Genomic DNA, 20,650 nt, shown 5'->3' with positions numbered 1-20,650 from the left:
GAACACAGAAGTTAAGCTCACTTGTGCCGAAGATAGTTCGCTGGAAACGGCGCGTGAAAATAGGTAGTCGCCGACTTGAACAAAAACGCTTCAGAAGAAATTCTGAGGCGTTTTTCTTTTGTCTTGAAACTGTTTTAGGAGAAAACAGAAAGGCAGGTATGCTTTGAAAATGATGTGAGCATTGAAGATGAAACAGACTGGAAGAGAAGGGCACAATTTCATGCAGAGTGAAGCGAAAAATTTTATGATGTGTTTGTGCCTTATCTATTGAACAAACAAAACCTTAAATAAATCATGGTGGCTCGGCTGTGCTGACCTTTTGGCACGACCGGGCCGCTTTATTGTAATAAAACCTTGACTCTTCAGTCGTTGTAGGGTTTACTATCTATAACGGAAAGGAGCTGCCCGGTCTGGCAGTGTAAGCTCTGTACATTCGGCAGAGAAGAGGGAAGCCGGGCAGAAAACATTATGGAAAAAAATCTGACCAGCGGCAGTGTGTTGAAAAGCATTTTGTTTTTTTCACTGCCCTATCTGCTTTCGTACTTTTTGCAGACGCTGTACGGCATGGCGGATCTGTTCATCATCGGGCAGTTTGAAGGTGTGGCCAGCACAACGGCGGTGTCCATTGGCAGTCAGGTGATGCATATGATCACTGTGATGATCGTGGGCCTTGCCATGGGGGCAACGGTCACTATTGGCCGGGCCGTGGGCGCAGAGAACAAACCTCGTGCGGCGCGGCTCATTGGCAACACAGTTACGCTGTTTATGGCAGGATCTGTGGTACTGGCAGCTGTGCTGGTAGGGCTTGTGGATCCGATCGTACGCATTGTCTCCACACCGGAGCAGGCCGTGGCGGGCACTCGTACCTACCTGATCATCTGCTTTATCGGCGTTCCATGCATCACGGCGTATAATATCATGGCATCGATCTTCCGCGGGCTGGGCGATTCCAGAAGCCCGATGTACTTTATTGCGGTGGCCTGTGCAAGCAACATTGCGCTGGATTATCTGTTCATGGGCGCGCTGCATCTTGGCCCTGCCGGTGCAGCGCTGGGTACCACTCTTTCTCAGCTGGTCAGCGTGATCATTTCGCTGGTCGTGATCCTGCGCCGTAAGAGCGGCATCCACCTTTCGGGTGCAGACTTCAAGCCGGAACGCAGTGCACTTGGCGAGATCCTTTCCATTGGCATACCGGTGATGATGCAGGACGGCTTTATTCAGGTATCTTTTATGATCATCACCATCATTGCCAACCACCGAGGACTGACCGATGCCGCCGCCGTGGGCATCGTGGAAAAGATCATCAGCTTTTTGTTCCTGGTGCCCAGCTCCATGCTGTCCACTGTATCGGCACTGGGCGCGCAGAACATCGGCGCCGGCAAGCACGACCGTGTGGATGCCATTCTGCGCTACGCCATCGGCATTGGCCTGACCTTTGGACTGATCGTGGCAGTAGCAGTGCAGTTCATTGCACCGTCGGTGGTGCGGCCCTTCACCTCGGACGAGGCTGTGGTGCTGGCCGGTGTATCTTACATCCGGGGTTATATTTTTGACTGCCTGTTTGCAGGTGTGCAGTTCAGCTTCAGCGGCTATTTCTGCGCCTATGGCAAGTCCGGGCTGTCCTTCCTGCATAACACGCTGTCCATTCTGCTGGTGCGCGTGCCGGGTGCCTACCTCGCATCCAAGTTCTTCCCGCAGACGCTGCTGCCCATGGGTCTTGCTTCGGCCTGCGGTTCGCTGTTCTCCATTCTGGTGTGCGTGATCGCTTACCACTGGCTCAAGCGGCAGCAGAAAGCGGTGCTGTATGGCTGAGCGGGAACCGTTCCAAATCGGTGAGATGGCATAGATGTACCACCTGAGTGTGGGTGCGCTGCGCCACTATGAGCTGCTGTCAAGCGTACAGCAGCTTTTTTGTTGCACAAAAACCGGCCCTGCGGTACAATAGACCTGTTATTTATTATGCAGGAAAGAAGAGAGAACAGATGCGTGACGACCACATCGACCTGTGCGGCCAGATCGATTTTACCCGTACCGAGGCAATGCCCCTGCTGGCGCGGGATGCACATTTCAGCTTTGCGTGCAATGGCTGCGGCGACTGCTGCCGTGGCAGAGAGGACATTGTACTTTCAGGCTTTGACCTGTGGCGCATTGCAGCCCGGCTGCGCCTGCCGCCGCAGATCGTGGCGCGGGGATATTGCCGGGCCAGCATTGGCACGGTGAGCCATTTGCCGGTGCTGCGTCTGGCCCCGGTGAAGGAGAACCGGAACAACTGTCCCTTCCTTACGGGAGACCGCTGCGCCATCCACGATGCCGAACCGCTGGTGTGTGCTCTGTACCCGCTGGCGCAGGAGATCAGCAGGAAAGGACAGGTGAGCTATTTTCTGCAGCCCACCGGCTGCGGCGGGCAGGTGATCGAGGCAAGGGTGGAGGACTATCTTGCTCGTTACGATGTCCCGGCCCGGGAACAGACCGATGTGCGCTGGGCGCAGACCTGCATGACACTGGAAGACACGGTGGAACAGCTGGGTGCTCAGCTCAGCCCGGTGCTGGTGCGCCGGATGCAGGACAAGCTCTGGCAGGCGCTGTATTTTGGCTACGACTATGCCGCACCGTTCTTGCCGCAGCTGGAGAAAAACCTGCACTGGCTGGATGCTGAATTTGCAAAACTGACGGAATATCAGAAAAAACGAAATAACGCATCAAAATAATCGATCGATATATTTGATGCAATCGATAATAAAGGCCGTTTTAGGGCAAAAGTGAGTTGTTTTACCGTGAAATGTGTGATATACTTCACGAGTGTAAAGCGAGACTGTACGAGCCTTGCATACAAAACATAGCTTTCCGGTGCGGTACCTGTAGGCCGCACACGCAAAGAGATAGAGGAGATAAACATTATGCGTAAAATCACTCGTCGTTCGTTTCTGGCTGCTGCCGCTGCCTGCGGCGCAGCTGCTGCCCTGACTGCCTGCGGCGGTTCTTCTGCATCTTCTGCAGCTGCTTCTTCCGCTGCGCCTGCATCCTCCGCTGCTGCTTCTGCTGCAGCCGATGACCAGAAGTTCACGATCGGCATCTGCCAGTTGGTGCAGCATGCCGCTCTGGATGCCGCTACGCAGGGCTTTGAGGATGCTCTGACTGCTTCCTTCGGCGAGAACGTCACCTTCGATTTCCAGAATGCACAGGGCGATTCCGCTACCTGCGCTACCATCACCAACGGCTTCGTTTCCTCTGATGTGGATCTGATCATGGCCAATGCTACGCCCGCTCTGCAGGCTGCACAGTCTGCTACCGACAGCATTCCGGTGCTGGGCACCTCTGTTACCGAGTACGGTGTGGCTCTGGGCCTGACCGATTTCGACGGCACCGTGGGCGGCAACATTTCCGGCACCTCTGATTTGGCCCCGCTGGATCAGCAGGCTGAGATGATCGTGGAGTGGATGCCGGAGGCCAAGAAGGTTGGTCTGCTGTACTGCTCTGCTGAGGCAAACAGCCAGTATCAGGTGGATGAGGTCCAGAAGTATCTGGAGGAAAAGGGTGTCACCGCTACCCAGTACGCTTTCTCTGATTCCAACGACCTGTCCTCTGTCTGCCAGAAGGCTGCCGATGAGAACGACGCACTGTATGTGCCCACCGATAACACTGTTGCTGCAAACACCGGCATTGTGGACGGCATCTGCCGCCCGGCCAAGAAGCCTGTGTTCGCTGGCGAAGAGGGTATCTGCGCCGGCTGCGGCGTGGCTACCCTTTCCATCAGCTACTACGATCTGGGCTACACCACTGGTGAGATGGCAGTGAAGATCCTGAACGGCGAGGCTGATATCTCCACCATGCCCATCGAGTACACCGATGTGACCAAGAAGTACAACAAGACTATCTGCGACGATCTGGGCCTGACCGTTCCCGACGGCTACGAGGAGATCGAGGGCTAAAATACTCCGGGAAACCAAACAGAAAATCAGCGGAGAAGGGTAAAAAGTGCTCTTCTCCGCTTTCCCGTGTCAAACGGGAAGTAAAAAAGTGTAACGTTTAGGAGGAATTGTTTTGGAAATCATTGCAAGACTGGCAAACCTGCCGGGCGCTTTGCCGGGTGCCTGTGCACAGGGCCTTATCTGGGGTATCATGGCCATTGGCGTGTACCTGACCTACCGTATTCTGGATGTGGCCGATCTGACCGTGGACGGCTCCTTTGGCACCGGCGGTGCAGTGTGCGTCATGTGCCTGCTGTCCGGCCAGAACGTCTGGGTCTCCCTGCTCATGGCGCTGCTGGCAGGCCTGCTGTCCGGCTTCGTCACCGGTGTCCTGCACACATTTATGGGCATTCCGGCCATCCTTGCCGGCATCCTGACCCAGCTTTCGCTGTATTCCATTAACCTCAAAATCATGGGCAAGGCCAATCAGGCCATCAACGTGGACAAGTACAACCTGTTGATCTCCCTGCGCTGGGTCAAGGAGTTCGCTCTCCACAACCCTATCGTTATGATCATCATTGTCACAGCGGTGCTGATCGGCATTCTGTACTGGTTCTTCGGCACCGAGCTGGGCTGTGCCATCCGTGCCACCGGCTCTAACCCCGCCATGTCCCGTGCGCAGGGCATCAACACCAACTTCAATATCGTGCTGGGCCTGGCTGTGTCCAACGGTCTGGTGGCGCTGTCTGGCGCTCTGCTGAGCCAGTATCAGGGCTTTGCAGATGTCGGCATGGGCCGTGGCGCGATCGTCATTGGTCTGGCTGCTGTCATCATTGGCGAGGCTCTGTTCAGCCGCATCTTCCACAACTTTGCACTCAAGATGGTTTCTGTCTCTCTGGGTGCCATCATCTACTACATTGTCATCCAGCTGGTGCTGACTCTGGGTTTCGATGCCAACCTGCTCAAGCTGCTGAGCGCTTCTGTGGTGGCTGTTTTCCTTGCCGTGCCGTACTGGAAGGGCAAGTACTTCTCGAAGCCGGTGAAGAAGGCAAAGGAGGATGCAAAAAATGCTTGAGATCCAGAATGTTTCCAAGACCTTTAACGCTGGCACGGTCAACCAGAAAACTGCCCTGAACGGCCTGAACCTGAAGCTGAACGAGGGCGATTTCGTTACCGTGATCGGCGGCAACGGTGCAGGCAAATCCACCATGCTGAACGCAGTTGCCGGTGTGTGGCCGGTGGACGAAGGCAAGATCATTATTGACGGTGTGGATGTGACCCGCCTGAGCGAGCATCAGCGTGCCGCTTACATCGGCCGCGTGTTTCAGGACCCCATGACCGGCACTGCTGCCACCATGCAGATCGAAGAGAACCTTGCCCTGGCTGCACGCCGCGGCAAGCCCCGCACCCTGCGCATTGGCATTACCAAGGCAGAGCGCGAGCAGTACCGTGAACTGCTCAAGACGCTGGATCTGGGTCTGGAAGACCGCCTGACGGCCCGTGTGGGCCTGCTTTCCGGCGGCCAGCGTCAGGCACTGACCCTGCTGATGGCTACCATGAACAAGCCCAAGCTCCTGCTGCTGGACGAGCACACCGCTGCGCTGGACCCCAAGACCGCGCTCAAGGTGCTGACCCTCTCGGCCAAAATCGTGGAGGAAAACCATCTCACCACCATGATGATCACCCACAACATGAAGGATGCCATTAAGTATGGCAACCGCCTGATCATGATGTACGAAGGCCATATCATCTATGATGTTTCCGGTGAGGAAAAGAAGAACCTGCACGTCTCCGACCTGCTGGCAAAGTTCCAGATCGCCAGCGGCGGCGAGTTTGCAAATGACCGCATGATTCTGTCCTGATAAATTACAAGGTTAAAATGCAAAGCGCTTGTCCCGGAAAACCGGGACTGGCGCTTTTTATGTATGTTTACCAATTCAAGAGCAAGGCGGTTAACTGGAGTTTTTGAGAGATGATTTTCTTTACATCTTTTGAAGAATGCGGGGCACCGTCCTGAATTGCAAAGAGGAACAGCGAGTAAAGTTCATTATATTTTGGAATAGCCATTTTTTCAAACCTCACACCTTGGAAAGGCTCAGCACACATTCGCAATGCCGTGTTCTTGGAAATAGATCCACCGGCTGCACCTTCTCTGCGTGATATCCATTTTGTTCCAGCCATGCAGCATCTCTTGCGGCGGTGGCGGGGTTGCAGCTGACGTAGACCACCCGGCGGGGTGACATGCGCACGACAGCGGAAAGGGTGGCTTCGTCGCAGCCCTTGCGGGGAGGGTCCAGCATTACGATGTCCGGGTGAAGGCCCTCAGCGGCAAGGCGGGTGGCGGCCTGACCGGCATCTGCGCAGAAAAATCGGCTCTTTGCGGCCACATCTGCACCCATGCGGGCAGCGTTAGCCTTGGCACTTTCAATGGCTTCCGGTACGATCTCCACACCGATCAGCTCACGGCAGTGCGCTGCCATGGAAAGACCAATGGTGCCCATGCCGCAGTAGAGATCCAGCAGCAGGTCGTCCGGGGTAAGCTGAGCATACTGGGCGGCAATGCCGTAAAGCTGCTCGGCAGCAAGGGTATTGACCTGATAGAAGGAAAGCGGGCCAAGCTGCACCGGAACGCCGCACAGGGTGTCTTCAATATACCCCTGCCCATACAGGGTGTGGGTCTCGGTGCCAAGGATCACGTTGGTGTTTTTAGCATTTACGTTCAGCAGGATCGTGGTGATCTCTGCAAATTGAGCTTTCAGCCGGGTGCAAAGCTCTTCAGCGGAGGGCAGCTTGGCACGGGTGCAGACAAGGCAGACCATGATCTGGCCACTGTGAGCGCCGCGCCGCAGAAAGATATGACGCACAAGGCCCCTGCCGGTCTCCTCGCTGTACGGCTGGATGCCCTTTTCTGCAAAAAAAGCGCACAATGCGTTGCCGATCTCATTCAGCACACCGGGCTGCAGGCGGCAGTCCGGGCAGGGGACGATACGATGGGTGCGCCCGGCGTAGAAGCCGATACAGGGCTTACCGCTTTTGTCCACGCCCACCGGGAACTGCACCTTATTGCGGTAGCGGTTCACTTCCGGCGAACCCACAATGGGCAGAACAGGCACATCCAATCCTCCGATGCGGGCAAAGGCATCTGCAACATTCTCCTGCTTGGCGCGCAGCTCGGCAGCATAGTCCAGATGCCGCAGGCTGCAGCCGCCGCAGGGGCCTGCCACGGCACAATCCACCGGGATACGGTCCGGCGAAGGAGTGAGCACCTCGTCCAGAATACCGAAGGCGTAGCGCTTGCAGTCCTTAACGATGCGCACCCGGGCTTCGTCGCCGGGGGCGGCACCGGGAATAAACACGGTCTCACCGTCTGGGCTGTGTGCTACGCCGCTGCCATCGCTGGAAAGACGCTCTACGCGCAGGGTGAGAACTTGATTTTTCTGTAAGGGCATGAAGGGTCTCCTTTACTGGTGGTCGGGGCCGTCGGCGGGAGCATCAGCCTGCGCCGCAAAATACTTGCTGGGCGGCACGCCCTTAGCGCGCTTGAATACCCGCGAGAAATAGAACTGGTCAAAGAAGCCTACCGACACCGCGACCTCGGCAATGGAAAGGTTGCCTGCGCGCAGCAGCTTGCAGGCTTCGTTGATGCGGTATTCGGTAAGATAATCGATGGGGCTTTTGCCTACGTTCAGCATGAACACGCGGTACAGGTGACTGCGGGAGACACCTACGCTTTTTGCCACATCATCAATGGAAATATCGTGTGAATAATTGAACTGGATGTACTTGATGGCGTTGAGCACATACTGGCTGGAAGAGGAAGCCGTGTGCGGTTTGCCAGCGCTGGTCTCCTTCATCAGAGAAGCGATGAAGAGATAAAGGTAGCCCACCATGGCGGCTTCATCCTGCGGCTGCAGCCCGCGGGAGGAATAAATGTTGGCCAGAGCGGCACGCATCCCATCGGGGTCGTGGGTGTGATGCACCGGCGAGTCGTCGGTGAAGGGGAGCTGCGCGGCCAGTTTGTGGGCACACGCACCGTTGAAGCCTACCCAGCTGTACTCCCAAGGCTGCTGCTCATCGGCAGTATACCGGATCAGCTGGCTTGGCCGGGCAAAAAACAGCTGGCCCTGGCTCACTTCCCAGGTGCGTCCGCCCACCTCGAATACGCCCTTGCCGGAAAGTACCAGATGGATCAGGTAATGGTCGCGGATACCCGGCCCCCATGTTTGGCCCGGAGCACAGCGTTCGATACCGCAATTGAAGATGGAAAGCTCAATATTATTGGTATAATTTTGTTTGAAGGATTGCTTATATACATCTGCCATAGCCGCGTTTCCTCCGCTCTGTCACGTTGCGGGCAGCTTTGTGCCCGATCTTTGGTATAGTATACCACACATCTGCCCGCAAATTCAACAAAAGTACATCTTATTCTTTGAACTGGGTGCCAAAATTCGCGTTTTTTCAGCGTTGGAAATTGAAAAAAGCGGTTGGATGCATTACAATAGACGTAACATACCCATCTATCCCAAAGCAGCATATTGAGGGAGGAATCGTTATGGCAAACAGTGCGCAGCTCCGAAATGAGATCGCGGCGGGCAAATGGGACGATAAGCTCCGGGCACTGTATGGCGATGCGGCGCAGGAGATCTGTCGGCAGCGGGCACGCTACTGTGCTGCGCTGGAACAGTTTGAGCTGTACTTTGGGCCGGGCAGGCAGGTGCAGGTTTATTCGGCACCGGGCCGCGCAGAGCTGGGCGGCAACCACACCGACCACCAGCACGGTTATGGCCTTGCGGCGGCTGTCACGCTGGATCTTGTGGCCGTGGCTGCGCACAATACAGACGGCTACGTGCGGGTCAAATCCCGCGGGTTCAACAAGCTGGATGTGATCGACCTGACCGTGGAGGGGCCGCAGGAAGGGGAGAGCACCCACTCGGCCAGCCTGATCCGCGGCATTGCCGAGGGCTTCCGCGCGGCAGGCAAAGCGGTGGGCGGCTTTGATGCATACACGGCCAGTGATGTGCTGCGCGGCAGCGGCCTTTCCAGTTCTGCTGCCTTTGAAATGGGCATGGCTGCCATCTGGAACGGAGAATATGGCTGCGGTCTGGCCCCGGCGGAGCTGGCAAAGATCTGTCAGTATGCGGAGAATACCTATTTTGGCAAGCCCAGCGGCCTGCTGGATCAGCTGACCAGCGCAGTGGGCGGCATTATCTTTGCGGATTTTGCAGACCCCCAGCAGCCGGTTCTGGAAAAGATCCACGCCGACGGCCTGCTGCCGCCGGGCATGAGCCTGTGCGTTACCGATACGCGCGACAGCCACAGCGAATTGACCGGTGAGTTTGCAGCCATCCGGCAGGAGATGGAGCAGATCGCAGCGTTTCTTGGCAAAAAGGTGCTGGGACAGGTGACGGAGAGCGCATTTTGGGCAGCACTGCCTGCGTTGCGCAAAGCCTGCGGCGACCGCGCGGTGCTGCGCGCCATCCACTATTTTGAAGAGAACGCTCGCACCCTTGCCCAGAGGGATGCGCTGCAGGCCGGGCAGTTTGATGCCTTTGCAGCGCTGGTGCTGGAAAGCGGACGCGCATCCTTTGCGCTATGCCAGAATGTCTACTGCAGTACCGATGTGCGGCATCAGGGGCTTTCGGTGGCACTGGCGCTGAGCCAGAGTATCCTGCAGGGCAGCACGGGAGCCTGGCGGATGCAGGGCGGCGGCTTTGCAGGCACCATTCAGGCGTATGTTCCCCAGAGCCTGCTGGAACGCTATCACAGCGAGATCGAGCGGGTATTCGGCAAGGGCAGCTGCTACATTCTGCGTCTGCGGGAGCAGGGGGCAGTGAAAGCGATCTGAAAACAAAAACGCATCTGCAAGATTTTGCAGATGCGTTTTTTGCTATGCTTTATACTGCTGGGAAGGTTCAGAAAACCGGTTTCGGGCCGGGAGCGGACTGAGCCTGCTCTTTCTCTTCTTCCCGGCGCTGCTGATCCGAGATATACTGCACCATGTCCCGCTCCTCGTGGGAAAAATGGAACAGGTCTGCGATGGTATCGTAGGCGCTCACCACGAAGTTGAAGCCTGTCTTTACCACATTGAACAGCAGCATGGGCACAAAGGTGAAAGAAAGTGAGATCAATCCGCCGCTAAAGAAAAGATCGTCCAGACGCAGATTGCTGAAGAAAAGATCCAGCGCATCGCCCAGCGGCCCGCCGCCGGAAATACTGCGCAGCTCTTCTTCGGAAACAGAAATGTATGAATGCGGCATCTGAAGGTTTTTCATGGAGAAAGCTCCTTTCTGACAAAATCGTTCCGGGAATGGAATCAAACTCAGGCGGCAGCGGTTTCCTCGGCCTGAGCGGCATCAAAGCTCGGCATGGGGTTCACGATCTGATCGTAGATGCTTGTAACGGTACGAATGACGTTCATGACCTGCGAATAGACATAGACACCGGCCAGACCGGCAACGCCCACAGAAGCGATACGGCTCCAGGTGTTCATCTTATCCCAGGTGTGATAGAAGGTGCCGGACAGGCTCAGACCATTCGACAGACCGGACTGCACACGGCCTGCGATGTACCGGAAGGAATAGTTGCTCATCAGCACGAACAGGTTGATCGCTGCATTCTGGCAGAATGTAGCAAACTGATCGGTGTTGAAATAAATATCGTGATTAAAGGCTGAGCCAAGGTAGATGGACTGACCGCCATCCAGATAGGTCATTTCTTCTTCGGAGATAACGGCATAGGAAGCCGGTAAAAGCATGGTATTCTGATTGGGATGATCCATGGTGGAAGAACTCCTTTCCGTAGTGAAATCTGCACAAAGGCAGACAATAATACTATCTGAATTGTAACATAACTGTGTCCAAATAACAAGAGCAGAGATGCGCAAAATCATGATACATTTGTGAATAAACTGTTACAGAAGGGCGGCAAAATCACGGATGTCAGCCCAAAAATGCGCAATATGTCCAGAATCTGGTCCTGAAAAAATGTTCTGTAGAAAAAACAAAAGCGCCTGCACATTCCGGGTGCAGACGCTTTTACGAGGAGAAAATGATCGGGGAATTACTGTGCCCGTTCGTAGAGCACGGTCAGCTGCGCAATGTGTCCGGCCAGTGCTTCCGGCAAGGGACAGGTGAGCCGCCACTGCCAGTTGGAGCCTTGGGTGCTGGGAGTGTTGATGCGGGCCTCACTGCCCAGATGCAGCCAGTCCGCCAGAGGGATCACAGCGGTATCCGATACACTGGCAAGGCAGGCACAGATCATGGCCTCGGTCAGCTCTTCCGGCTGGCAGCGCAGGTAGCGGCAGGCATAGGCCACATCCTCGGCACTGGCGTTGGTACGCCAGCCTTCGGTGGTCACATTGTCGTGGGTGCCGGTGTACACCACGCTGTTGCGGTGGTAGGTGTGGGGCAGATAATTGCCGGATTCCCGGCTGTCAAAGGCAAACTGCATGATCTTCATGCCCGGGTAGCCGCTGGCAGAAAGCATGGCCTTGACCTCCGGGGTCAGGTAGCCAAGATCCTCGGCAATGATGCCGCCCTCGCCAAGGTTTTCGTGCATGGCGTTGATAAAATCGCGGTCAGGGCCTTTTTCCCAGTGGCCGCCCGTCGCCGTTTTGTTCCCGGCGGGAATGGAGTAATAGCTCTCGAAGCCGCGGAAGTGGTCGATGCGCACCACATCGTAAATGGAGGTGGCGTGCTTCATGCGCTGCTTCCACCACGCAAAGCCGGTGGCTTTGTGCGTGGGCCAGTCATACAGGGGGTTGCCCCACAGCTGGCCGTCTGCTGCAAAGGCGTCCGGCGGGCATCCGGCCACCTGGGTCAGATGCATTTCTCCGTCGGTCTGGAACAGCTCCGGGTGGGTCCACAGATCGCTGGAATCCGGGCTGACATAGATGGGAATATCGCCCACCAGACGGACGCCCTTGCCGTTGGCGTAAGCCTTCAGGGCGTTCCACTGGGTGTAGAAGAAGAATTGCACCGCCTTGTAGTAATCCACCGCACCGGCGAGACGCTGTTTTGCGGCAGCAATGGCTTCCGGTTTGCGGCAGCGCAGGTCATCCGGCCAGTCGGCAAGGCCGGCCTGCCCCTGTTCGGCCTTGACAGCCATAAACAGGGCGTAATCCTCCAGCCAGAAGCTCTGCGCCTCGCAGAAGGCTTCATAGGAGGGGGAGGGGGCTGCCAGCAGGCGGTCGGCTGCCTTTTTCAGGATCACAGGCCGCTCGTTGTACAGTGCGCCGTAGTCGATGGGGCCTACAGGCCGTGCGGCGGGCACTTCATCGGCCGTCAGCAGACCGACGTCGGCCAGCAGGCGGTAGTCAATGAAGTAGGGGTTACCGGCAAAGGCGGAAAAGCTCTGATAAGGGCTGTCGCCGTAGCCGGTGGGGCCGATGGGCAGGATCTGCCAGTAGGTCTGCTTTGCATCGGCCAGAAAATCCACGAATGCAAAGGCCTCTTTTCCCAGCGTACCGATGCCAAAAGGCCCCGGCAGACTGAAAACGGGCATCAGAATGCCGCTTGCACGCATAGTGTGCGCACCTCCTTAGCCCTTGACAGCACCTGCCACAACGCCCTCAATGATGTACTTCTGGCAGGTCATGTACAGGATGATGATGGGGATAATGGCAATGATGATGCAGGCCATCATGGGAGCCAGCTCCACACGGCCGTAGCCGCCGCGGAAGTACTGGATGGCCATGGGAATGGTGCGGTATTTCTTGATGTCCAGCACCAGAGTGGGCAGCAGGTAGTCATTCCACACCCACATAGTCTCGAGGATGGCGGTGGAGATCATGGTGGGCTTGAGGATGGGGAATACGACCTTGAAGAAGATCTGAATGGGGTTGCAGCCGTCGATCATGGCCGCTTCCTCAATTTCCATGGGCACGCTCTTCATGAAGCCGGTGAACATGAACACGGCCAGACCGGCACCGAAGCCCAGATAGATGATGCAGATGTTCCACGGGGTGTTCAGATTGAGCTGGTCAGCGGTCTTGGACAGGGTGAACATGACCATCTGGAAGGGCACGACCATGGAGAACACGATCAGCAGGTTCATGAACTTGCTCAGCTTATTGTTCACGCGGGTGAGGTACCAACCGGTCATGGAGCAGCACAGCAGGATCAGCGCCACACTGGTAACGGTGATGACAAGGCTGTAGCCAAGGCTGGAAAGGAAGCCCATCTTGGTGACACCGTAAACGTAGTTGCTCAGGCCCGCAAAGGTCTCGGCGGTGGGCAGCTTGAACACGGTGGAGGTGGTAAAGCTGCCCTCGATCTTCAAGCTGTTCAGCAGGATCAGCACGATGGGGTAAATCCACAGCAGACTCAGCAGCGTCATGATGACGGTGAGGATGTTATCCCACATTTTTTTCTGTTTAGGCATTACTGCTGCACCTCCTTGGAACGGGTAAAGTGGAGCTGGATCAGAGAAATGACCACGACGATCAGGAAGAACACCACAGCCTTCGCCTGACCAATGCCCTTCCACTGGGCACCGGAACGGCCATAGAAGGTGTTGTAGATGTTCAGGGCCAGCATTTCACTGGCGTTGGCGGGTTCGCCTGCGGTCAGGGCAACGTTCTGGTCGAACAGCTTGAAGCTGTTGGTCAGGGTCAGGAAGGTGCAGATGGTCACGCTGGGCATGACCATGGGAATTTTGATCTTGAACAGGATCTCGCGGTCGTTGGCACCGTCGATCTTGGCAGCTTCGATCAGGTCGCCAGGCACGCTCTGCAGGCCGGCAACGTAAATGATCATCATGTAGCCGATCTGCTGCCAGCACATCAGGATGACCAGACCGACGAAACCGGCCTTGGCATCCAGCGCCAGCAGAGGTTTCTGCAGGTTGGCCAGCACACCGTTGAGCAGGATCTGCCAGATGTAGCCCAGCAGGATGCCGCCGATCAGGTTGGGCATGAAGTAGACGGTACGGAAGATGTTGGTGCCGCGGATGCCGCGGGTGAGCACCAGCGCAATGGCAAAGGCGCAGACGTTGATGAGCACGGTGGATACTACAGTGAACGCTGCGGTAAAGCCGAAGGCGTGCAGGAAGGTGGAATCCTGAAATACGTTGATGTAGTTCTGGATGCCCACAAAGGTGGTCTTGCTAACAGTAGTGAACCGCTGGAACGAAAGGTAAATGCCCCAGATGAAGGGCCAGATAAAGCCGATGATGAACGCGAGCAGCGTGGGCAGCACGAACACCGGCCAATATTTGCTGATGGCTTTTTGCATGATGTACCTCCTATATGCGGAGTGGTTAACAAAAAAGGGGAGGCGGGGCGAACTTCTTCGCCCGCCTCCCTGTTCAGTTCTTTTTTATAGACCGATCAGGAGCTTAGCCGTTTGCCAGCTTGTATTCCTTAGCCCAGCCATCGACGAAGGCGGTCACAACGCCGTCCCAGTCGCCGGTGCCTGCTGCGTAAGCGGTCAGAGCGGAACCAACGCCGTTCTTCCACTCCTCGGAAGGCATGGTGGAGAAGCACCAGTCAACACTGGTCTTGCCGTCGGCCACATACTGGTTTGCAATGCCGATCAGGGGGTTGGTGGAGTCCTTAGCCTTCTTGAAGGGGATGACGAAGCCCATCTTGTCAGCCATCGCGCTGGTGCCGGCCTCAGAGGTGACACACCAGTACAGGAAGTCCAGAGTAGCCTGAATGTCGGCATCAGAAGAGTTGTTATTCACGCACCAGAAGTTCTCGGAACCGGTGCACAGGCCCTGATTCTCCTCGCCATCCACGCCGATGTAGATGGGCAGCATACCCAGGTTGTCGTCGCCCAGATCCTTCACGTCATTGTAAGCCCAAGTGCCGTTCTGGTAGAACACAGCCTTCTTGCCCACAAACTCAGCCACAGCGTCGTTGCCGGTCTTGGAAGCCAGCAGGGTGGGGTCACAGGTGGAATCGGTGATGTACAGATCCCAGATCTGCTTGTAGTTGTCCAGATAGGTGCCCTTGATGGCGTCGGTAGAGCTGATGCCGTCTGCCTTGTACTCGTAGTAGATGGGCAGGTTTGCCAGATGGGTCTTGAAGCGCCAGTCAGAAGAACTGTCCATGCCGGCAGAAGTGAAAGCACCGTCCACGCCCAGCTCAGCCTTGCGTGCCTGAATATCGTCAGCGACCTTCTTCAGATCGGCAAAGCCCTTGATGTCGTCCTGGGTATAGCCAGCGGCGGTCAGCAGTTCCTTGTTGTAGATGATGCCGTAGGTCTCGAGGACGTAGGCGATGGCAGCCACAGCGTCGCCATCCTTCAGTGCGAAAGAGTCGCTGGTCAGCTCACCGTACAGCTGGCTGCCGGACAGATCGTAGCAGTAATCCTTCCAGTTTGCCAGACCAACAGGGCCGTTCACCTGGAACAGGGTGGGAGCCTCGCTCTTCTCCATCTCGCTCATCAGGGTGGTCTCGTACTGGCCAGAAGCGGCGGTGACAACGGTCACAGGCACGCCGGTCTCCTTGGTGTACTCAGCGGCCAGATCCTGCCAATCCTGATCCTGCTCGGGCTTGAAGTTCAGGTAGTAGACCTTGCCGTCTGCCTTTGCAGCGGTGCTGGAAGCAGCGGTAGAGCTGGCAGCAGAGGAAGCGGTGCTGCTGGAGGAGCCGCCGCAGGCAGCCAGACCCAGAGCAGCGGCGGAAACGCCAGCGGCCTTCAGGAAGTTACGACGAGTAATCATTTTCTTCATAATAAGTTCTCCTTCTTATTAAAAATAAACTATTTCAAAATCTCCGTCCCCTGACGGAGGGAAAACAAAATTTAAATCGCCCTTACGCTTTCGCCCTGCTGCAACTCCGGCTGCAAGGTGATGGTCTGGGCCGGTGCACCGTGCTCGATCTGCCGCACCAGCAACTCAATGCTCTGCAGCGAGATCTGTTCACTGGGCTGCACAACGGTAGTCAGAACAGGCACACAGTAACGGGACATCGTGATGCCGTCAAAGCCGATCACCGAAACATCCTCCGGCACCCGCAGCCCGGCGCTCGCCAGCGCGCGGATGGCACCTAAGGCAATCACATCGCTCATGGCGAACAGGGCGGTGAAGTCGGCCCGGCGGGCCAGCAGGCTGTTCACGGCGTGATAGGCAGACTCAAAATCGTAGTTGGACAGGCCGTACAGCTTGTCGCTGAACAGGATGCCTGCGTCCTGCATCGCCTGCTGTGCACCCTCGCGGCGCATCACGCTGGGATAACTGGTGACCGGACCACCCAGCACTGCGATCTTACGATGCCCTTGCTGGATGAGGTAGTCCACAGCAGTGTAGGCTGCAGCGCGGTCATCCACGCCCACCATGGAAAGATTGGGAAAGTCCAGCTCGTCGGAGACCAGTGTGGTCAGCACCGAGGGGACTGTGATGTTGGCAAAGCCTTTTTTGAAGTTGGCTACGCTGCCGCCCAGAAAGATCATACCTTTGGGCTTGATCTCCCGCAGGATCTTTTCGGCGGCATCGATCTCGTTGGCGTTTTCATCCAAATAGGAAACGATGCCATTGTAGCCATACAGGGTGGCGGCCCGCTGCAGCTGGACTAAGAAGTCCGAGAAGAAGAGATTGCGGGTGCCTTTGACCACGAACACCAGACTGCGGGACTGCTGGATCTTCAGCTGCCGTGCATTGGTGTTGGGCACGAACCCGGCCTCCCGCATTACCTTGAGTACATGCTCCTTGGTCTCAGGCCGGACATCGGGCCGGTCGTTGATGACACGAGAAATGGTGCTTACCGAGCAGCCGCTGATCCGGGCAATGTCCTTAATGGTCAGATTCGGCATTTTGTCGGAGTACCTCACTTTCGGTAATAGATTCGGGAACGTTGTCGGGAACGTTTTCAGTGACTATAGTATGGCATAATTTGCATAAAAAATCAATAACCCAAAAGTGTTTTCGTGAAAATTGCATAGCATTCTGAGCTGCTTTTGTGCAGATTGAATTGCGTGCAAATCAAAATGTGCCGACAGTTCCGCAAATTCCCGGTATAAATCAGAAACAACCGGTAAAACCGTACCGATTTGTAACTTTTCAACATAGAGCAGTGGTTTTATAAAAGGAGAAAGAAAAAAAGCGCTCCCACCTTGTCATCGGTGAGAGCGCTTTGCTGATTGCTGATTATTTTGATTGAGTTGATTCTTTAAAGATTAGTCACTGACGTAGGGCATCAGAGCAACGTGACGAGCACGCTTGATGGCGATGGTCAGTGCGCGCTGATGATAAGCGCAGGTGCCGGTCACACGGCGGGGAATGATCTTTGCACGCTCAGAGACGTACTTACGCAGACGGGGCACGTCCTTGTAATCGATGGTGTCGATACGATCGACACAGAAGCTGCAAACCTTCTTGCGGCCGCGACGCATGGGGCGTGCGGGGCGAGAGCCTTCGGTTCTTTCAAAAGCCATTGCTTATTACCTCCTATTGGATTTTTAACGGATTGACCGTTTCGTGTCAGAACGGCAGGTCGTCGCTGTCGTCGATGACGGCGAAGTCGTCTGCATTGCCGGCAGAGTAGCTGGGAGCTGCCTCCACAGCGGCCGGGCGGGCAGGCGCTGCGTTCTGGTAGGCGGGAGCAGAATGATTCTGATAATTTGCTCCGCCGCCTGCATTGCTGTTTTTGGAGCCTGCAAAGTTGATATTGTTGGCTACCACTTCCACAGCGGTGCGGTTGTTGCCGTTCTTATCCTGATACTGGCGGGTCTGAAGACTGCCTTCAATGGCGATCAGACTGCCCTTTTGGAAATACTTGCAAACAAACTCGGCCTGCTGACGCCATGCAACGATATCGATGAAATCGGCCTGACGCTGCTCGCCCTGACGCGCAAAATTGCGGTCACAGGCAATGCGGAAGCTGCACACATTGGTACCCTGCGGGGTGGTGCGCAGTTCGGGATCCGCCACAAGACGGCCCATGATGGCAACAACATTCAACATTTTACGGTCTCCCTTTCTGTCACAGAAGAATTACTCCTCGTGAGCAATGATCAGGCTGCGCATAACACCTTCAGTGATCTTGTACACACGGTCCAGCTCAGCAGGGAAGCTGGGCTCGCTGGTGAAGTCGATCACAGTGTAAACGCCTTCCTCCTCGTCGTTGATGGGGTAGGCCAGACGGCGCTTGCCCCACTCGTCGATGGAATCGATCGTACCGTTAGCCTCGATCAGGGACTTGAACTTACCAACCAGAGCGGCGGTAGCCTCCTCGTCGAGAGCGGCGCTGGTAATCAGCATGGTTTCGTACTTTGCCATTTTGTAGCACCTCCTTTTGGACTTAAGGGTCCTGCAATCACAGGACCAAGGGTACACACAAAACGCGGCATCGCGCCTTGTGTGCGGCGTGTCTGTTCAGACAGCAATTTATTATAGCAAGCTGTGTGGATTCTGTCAAGCTTTTTCCGAAAAAAGATATAATAAAAAATATTTTGATTTTTTTGTGAAAGAGGAATATAATATAGTGGCTTTCAGAGGATGAACGGCAGGGCAGCCGGGAAACGGCCGTCTCTCTGCTCTCTGTTATCCATCTTCGGAAGGAATGTATATATATATGGTTCTGGGAATTTTATAGTAAAGGAAGGATTCTTTGTGTATTCGGTTTTCCGTAACCTGGCAATCATCATCCTCAGCGCAAAGTTCTTTGGCCTGGTGGCCCGCAAGTGCAAGGCCCCGCAGGTGGTGGGTGAGATCCTTGCCGGTTTGATCATCGGTCCCTGTGTGCTGAATCTGGTGCAGACCAGTGATGCCATCTCCACCTTTGCAGAGATCGGCGTGGTGATGCTGATGTTCACCACCGGCCTTGGCACCAATCTGAAGGAACTGATCAAAGCCGGCCCCATCGCCACCCTGATCGCCTGCGTGGGCGTAGCCGTTCCGCTGGTGGGCGGCACCCTGCTGTACAGTGCGTTCTACGGCTTCTCTGCCGTGGGCAGCCCTGAGTTCTATCGTGCCCTGTTCATCGGCACGATCATGACGGCCACCAGCGTGTCCATTACGGTGGCAACCCTGCAGGAGCTGGGCCACCTGAAGAGCTTTCTCGGCACCACCATCGTCAGTGCCGCCGTCATTGATGATGTCATCGGCATCGTAGTCCTCACCTGCGTGCTGGGCGCAAGCTCCGGCACCGGCACGGGTCTGGGCAAGGTGCTCATCAATACGGTGCTGTTCTTTGCCACTGCCGTGGGCGTGGGCGTTGTGGCTCACTTTGCTATGACATGGCTGGACAAGCGCAATCCCCACACCCAGCGCATCACCATCGTGAGCATGGCGTTCTGCTTTGCCATGGCCTACATCGCCGAGGAATACTTCGGCATTGCCGATATCACCGGTGCCTATATCGCCGGTATCGTGCTGTGCACTATGGACGATGCCCCCTATGTGGAGCGCCGCGTGGATATCAGCAATTATATCATTTTTGCGCCCATCTTCTTTGCATCCATCGGCTTGAAGACCGACATCAGCGGCCTGACGCCGGAAATCTTCCTGTTCTGTGTCTGCTTCGTCATTGTAGCACTTATCACCAAGATCATCGGCTGCGGCCTTGCGGCCAAGATCTGCCGCTTCAACTGGGGCGACTCCCTCAAAATCGGCGTTGGCATGATGACCCGCGGCGAGGTGGCACTGATCGTGGCCCAGAAGGGCCTGGATGTCGGCGTGGTGGACTCGGTCTACTTTACCGCTGTGATCCTGCTGATCGTGGTGTCCAGCGTGGCAACTCCGCTGGTGCTCAAGGCACTCTTTACCAAGATGCCGCCGCAGAAGCACCCCAGTCAGGTAAATGGGTAAACAATAAAAAAGATCCTCCGACAGGTCTGCCGGAGGATCTTTTATTTTCAGGATAAGTTACAGTGTCTTGCAGAACTCCTTCAGGTAAGCGCGGAATTCTTCGCCGATCTCCGGATGCTGCAGGGCCAGCTCCACCTGAGCTTCCACCACCTTGAGCTTGTTGCCCATGTCATAGTGCTTGCCGGTGAACTCTACGGCCGTCATGCCGCCGCGGGTGCGGGCATACTCGGCCATGGCATCGGTCAGCTGGATCTCGCCGCCTGCGCCGGGCTTGGTGTGGGCAAGGATATCGTAGATCTCCGGGGTCAGCAGCACGCGTCCCAGAATGGAGTAGTTGCTGAACTCCTGTCCCTTCTTGGGCTTCTCGATCATGTCGTCCACAAAGAAATAGTTGTCGTGGATGGGGGTGGTCTTCAGGCTGCAGTACCGGCTCACATCTTCCCATGGCACTGCGGAAACGCCTGCCACCGGGCGGCCGAACTCCTCGTAGGCGCGGATCAGCTGAGCACAGACCGGGTCCTCGCCCCAGATCACGTCGTCGCCATAGATCACCACGAAGGGATCATCACCGGTGAAAGCCTTGGCAGTATTTACAGCATGGCCCAGACCCAGCGTCTGCTTCTGGCGCACAAAGAGGATGTTTGCCATGTTGGCGATGCCAAGGCACTCTTCCAGAGCCTTTTCCTTGCCGGGCTTTGCCAGCTTTTCTTCCAGCTCAGGGCTGCGGTCAAAGTGATCCTCAATGATGCTCTGGTTGCGGCCCAGAATGATGAGGATATCGGTGATGCCGGAACGCACAGCTTCTTCCACCAGATACTGGATGGCAGGCTTGTCCACAATGGGCAGCATACCCTTGGGCATGGCCTTGGTAGCGGGCAGCACGCGGGTGCCAAGACCGGCGGCAGGAATGACAGCTTTTGTGACTTTCTTCATCATGATCCATATTCTCCTATTACTATTTTGAAATCCGCAACGCCAGCCTCTGCAGGCGG

At 56.0% G+C, this 20,650-nt stretch carries 20 protein-coding genes; 7 read left to right on the top strand and 13 right to left on the bottom strand.

The window, feature by feature from the left end:
• The first annotated feature begins 468 nt into the window (after nt 1-468).
• From GKG34_RS10450 to GKG34_RS10430, 5 genes are all read left to right on the top strand, one after another.
• Nucleotides 469-1,812 (top strand): MATE family efflux transporter, encoded by a 1,344-nt coding sequence (locus tag GKG34_RS10450; RefSeq protein ID WP_154256151.1) that lies wholly within the window; start codon nt 469-471, stop codon nt 1,810-1,812.
• Nucleotides 1,813-1,982: 170 nt separating this feature from the next.
• Nucleotides 1,983-2,708, top strand: coding sequence for a YkgJ family cysteine cluster protein (locus tag GKG34_RS10445; protein ID WP_154256150.1), 726 nt, complete (start codon nt 1,983-1,985; stop codon nt 2,706-2,708).
• A 189-nt stretch (nt 2,709-2,897) separates the two neighbouring features.
• Entirely contained in the window at nt 2,898-3,929 is a 1,032-nt protein-coding gene (locus GKG34_RS10440; protein ID WP_154256149.1) for an ABC transporter substrate-binding protein, read from the top strand.
• 112 nt (nt 3,930-4,041) lie between these two features.
• Nucleotides 4,042-4,983: an ABC transporter permease gene (locus tag GKG34_RS10435; RefSeq protein ID WP_097775413.1), complete on the top strand. Its 942-nt coding sequence runs from the start codon at nt 4,042-4,044 to the stop codon at nt 4,981-4,983.
• Nucleotides 4,976-5,770 (top strand): ATP-binding cassette domain-containing protein, encoded by a 795-nt coding sequence (locus GKG34_RS10430; RefSeq protein ID WP_005939014.1) that lies wholly within the window; start codon nt 4,976-4,978, stop codon nt 5,768-5,770. The genes GKG34_RS10435 and GKG34_RS10430 overlap by 8 nt, the downstream gene beginning before the upstream one ends.
• Before the next feature lie 216 nt (nt 5,771-5,986).
• On the opposite strand, the gene rlmD is transcribed toward GKG34_RS10430, so the two are convergent.
• The gene (rlmD, locus tag GKG34_RS10425; protein ID WP_154256148.1) at nt 5,987-7,357 is read right to left on the bottom strand and encodes a 23S rRNA (uracil(1939)-C(5))-methyltransferase RlmD; all 1,371 of its coding nucleotides are present in this window, start codon (nt 7,355-7,357) and stop codon (nt 5,987-5,989) included.
• Nucleotides 7,358-7,369: 12 nt separating this feature from the next.
• Nucleotides 7,370-8,230, bottom strand: coding sequence for an AraC family transcriptional regulator (locus tag GKG34_RS10420; protein WP_005939008.1), 861 nt, complete (start codon nt 8,228-8,230; stop codon nt 7,370-7,372).
• A 230-nt stretch (nt 8,231-8,460) separates the two neighbouring features.
• Here GKG34_RS10420 and GKG34_RS10415 point away from each other — a divergent pair, with 230 nt between their 5' ends.
• Nucleotides 8,461-9,753: a galactokinase family protein gene (locus GKG34_RS10415; RefSeq protein ID WP_154256147.1), complete on the top strand. Its 1,293-nt coding sequence runs from the start codon at nt 8,461-8,463 to the stop codon at nt 9,751-9,753.
• A 67-nt stretch (nt 9,754-9,820) separates the two neighbouring features.
• Here GKG34_RS10415 and GKG34_RS10410 read toward each other — a convergent pair whose 3' ends face one another.
• The 10 genes from GKG34_RS10410 to rpsF form a co-directional block, all read right to left on the bottom strand.
• Complete coding sequence (locus GKG34_RS10410) at nt 9,821-10,180, bottom strand: hypothetical protein (RefSeq protein WP_005939003.1); 360 nt, start codon at nt 10,178-10,180, stop codon at nt 9,821-9,823.
• Between the two features lie 47 nt (nt 10,181-10,227).
• On the bottom strand, nt 10,228-10,686 hold the full coding sequence (locus GKG34_RS10405; RefSeq protein ID WP_154256146.1) for a hypothetical protein: 459 nt from the start codon (nt 10,684-10,686) through the stop codon (nt 10,228-10,230).
• Between the two features lie 281 nt (nt 10,687-10,967).
• Entirely contained in the window at nt 10,968-12,431 is a 1,464-nt protein-coding gene (gene malQ / locus GKG34_RS10400; protein ID WP_154256145.1) for a 4-alpha-glucanotransferase, read from the bottom strand.
• Nucleotides 12,432-12,446: 15 nt separating this feature from the next.
• Nucleotides 12,447-13,289, bottom strand: coding sequence for a carbohydrate ABC transporter permease (locus tag GKG34_RS10395; RefSeq protein ID WP_005938994.1), 843 nt, complete (start codon nt 13,287-13,289; stop codon nt 12,447-12,449).
• Nucleotides 13,289-14,140, bottom strand: coding sequence for a sugar ABC transporter permease (locus tag GKG34_RS10390; RefSeq protein ID WP_005938991.1), 852 nt, complete (start codon nt 14,138-14,140; stop codon nt 13,289-13,291). The genes GKG34_RS10395 and GKG34_RS10390 overlap by 1 nt, the downstream gene beginning before the upstream one ends.
• Before the next feature lie 103 nt (nt 14,141-14,243).
• Complete coding sequence (locus GKG34_RS10385; RefSeq protein ID WP_005938988.1) at nt 14,244-15,584, bottom strand: ABC transporter substrate-binding protein; 1,341 nt, start codon at nt 15,582-15,584, stop codon at nt 14,244-14,246.
• Nucleotides 15,585-15,655: 71 nt separating this feature from the next.
• Nucleotides 15,656-16,663 carry a LacI family DNA-binding transcriptional regulator gene (locus GKG34_RS10380; protein WP_005938985.1) on the bottom strand — a complete coding sequence of 336 codons (1,008 nt, stop codon included), beginning with the start codon at nt 16,661-16,663 and terminating at the stop codon, nt 15,656-15,658.
• 363 nt (nt 16,664-17,026) lie between these two features.
• Nucleotides 17,027-17,284: a 30S ribosomal protein S18 gene (gene rpsR, locus GKG34_RS10375; RefSeq protein ID WP_015538096.1), complete on the bottom strand. Its 258-nt coding sequence runs from the start codon at nt 17,282-17,284 to the stop codon at nt 17,027-17,029.
• Nucleotides 17,285-17,330: 46 nt separating this feature from the next.
• Nucleotides 17,331-17,813, bottom strand: coding sequence for a single-stranded DNA-binding protein (ssb, locus tag GKG34_RS10370; RefSeq protein WP_005938982.1), 483 nt, complete (start codon nt 17,811-17,813; stop codon nt 17,331-17,333).
• 30 nt (nt 17,814-17,843) lie between these two features.
• Nucleotides 17,844-18,128 (bottom strand): 30S ribosomal protein S6, encoded by a 285-nt coding sequence (gene rpsF / locus GKG34_RS10365; protein WP_005938979.1) that lies wholly within the window; start codon nt 18,126-18,128, stop codon nt 17,844-17,846.
• Nucleotides 18,129-18,461: 333 nt separating this feature from the next.
• Between rpsF and GKG34_RS10360 the strand changes: the two genes are divergently transcribed.
• Nucleotides 18,462-19,658 (top strand): cation:proton antiporter, encoded by a 1,197-nt coding sequence (locus tag GKG34_RS10360; protein ID WP_347563452.1) that lies wholly within the window; start codon nt 18,462-18,464, stop codon nt 19,656-19,658.
• 57 nt (nt 19,659-19,715) lie between these two features.
• Here GKG34_RS10360 and GKG34_RS10355 read toward each other — a convergent pair whose 3' ends face one another.
• The gene (locus tag GKG34_RS10355; protein WP_154256155.1) at nt 19,716-20,591 is read right to left on the bottom strand and encodes a UTP--glucose-1-phosphate uridylyltransferase; all 876 of its coding nucleotides are present in this window, start codon (nt 20,589-20,591) and stop codon (nt 19,716-19,718) included.
• Nucleotides 20,592-20,650: the final 59 nt, after the last annotated feature.

It is taken from the genome of Faecalibacterium sp. BIOML-A4, from assembly GCF_009679665.1.
Classification (GTDB): Bacteria; Bacillota; Clostridia; order Oscillospirales; family Ruminococcaceae; genus Faecalibacterium; species Faecalibacterium taiwanense.
Note: the sequence above shows the minus strand (reverse complement) of the source record. Positions and strands in the feature narration are given on the sequence as shown.

Bases quoted from the DNA above. Each gene is read 5' to 3' on its own strand.
- GKG34_RS10450 (WP_154256151.1), top strand. From the start codon at position 469: ATGGAAAAAAATCTGACCAGCGGCAGTGTGTTGAAAAGCATTTTGTTT.
- GKG34_RS10445 (WP_154256150.1), top strand. From the start codon at position 1,983: ATGCGTGACGACCACATCGACCTGTGCGGCCAGATCGATTTTACCCGT.
- GKG34_RS10440 (WP_154256149.1), top strand. From the start codon at position 2,898: ATGCGTAAAATCACTCGTCGTTCGTTTCTGGCTGCTGCCGCTGCCTGC.
- GKG34_RS10430 (WP_005939014.1), top strand. From the start codon at position 4,976: ATGCTTGAGATCCAGAATGTTTCCAAGACCTTTAACGCTGGCACGGTC.
- rlmD (WP_154256148.1), bottom strand. From the start codon at position 7,357: ATGCCCTTACAGAAAAATCAAGTTCTCACCCTGCGCGTAGAGCGTCTT.
- GKG34_RS10420 (WP_005939008.1), bottom strand. From the start codon at position 8,230: ATGGCAGATGTATATAAGCAATCCTTCAAACAAAATTATACCAATAAT.
- GKG34_RS10415 (WP_154256147.1), top strand. From the start codon at position 8,461: ATGGCAAACAGTGCGCAGCTCCGAAATGAGATCGCGGCGGGCAAATGG.
- GKG34_RS10410 (WP_005939003.1), bottom strand. From the start codon at position 10,180: ATGAAAAACCTTCAGATGCCGCATTCATACATTTCTGTTTCCGAAGAA.
- GKG34_RS10405 (WP_154256146.1), bottom strand. From the start codon at position 10,686: ATGGATCATCCCAATCAGAATACCATGCTTTTACCGGCTTCCTATGCC.
- malQ (WP_154256145.1), bottom strand. From the start codon at position 12,431: ATGCGTGCAAGCGGCATTCTGATGCCCGTTTTCAGTCTGCCGGGGCCT.
- GKG34_RS10395 (WP_005938994.1), bottom strand. From the start codon at position 13,289: ATGCCTAAACAGAAAAAAATGTGGGATAACATCCTCACCGTCATCATG.
- GKG34_RS10390 (WP_005938991.1), bottom strand. From the start codon at position 14,140: ATGCAAAAAGCCATCAGCAAATATTGGCCGGTGTTCGTGCTGCCCACG.
- GKG34_RS10385 (WP_005938988.1), bottom strand. From the start codon at position 15,584: ATGAAGAAAATGATTACTCGTCGTAACTTCCTGAAGGCCGCTGGCGTT.
- GKG34_RS10380 (WP_005938985.1), bottom strand. From the start codon at position 16,663: ATGCCGAATCTGACCATTAAGGACATTGCCCGGATCAGCGGCTGCTCG.
- rpsR (WP_015538096.1), bottom strand. From the start codon at position 17,284: ATGGCTTTTGAAAGAACCGAAGGCTCTCGCCCCGCACGCCCCATGCGT.
- ssb (WP_005938982.1), bottom strand. From the start codon at position 17,813: ATGTTGAATGTTGTTGCCATCATGGGCCGTCTTGTGGCGGATCCCGAA.
- rpsF (WP_005938979.1), bottom strand. From the start codon at position 18,128: ATGGCAAAGTACGAAACCATGCTGATTACCAGCGCCGCTCTCGACGAG.
- GKG34_RS10355 (WP_154256155.1), bottom strand. From the start codon at position 20,591: ATGAAGAAAGTCACAAAAGCTGTCATTCCTGCCGCCGGTCTTGGCACC.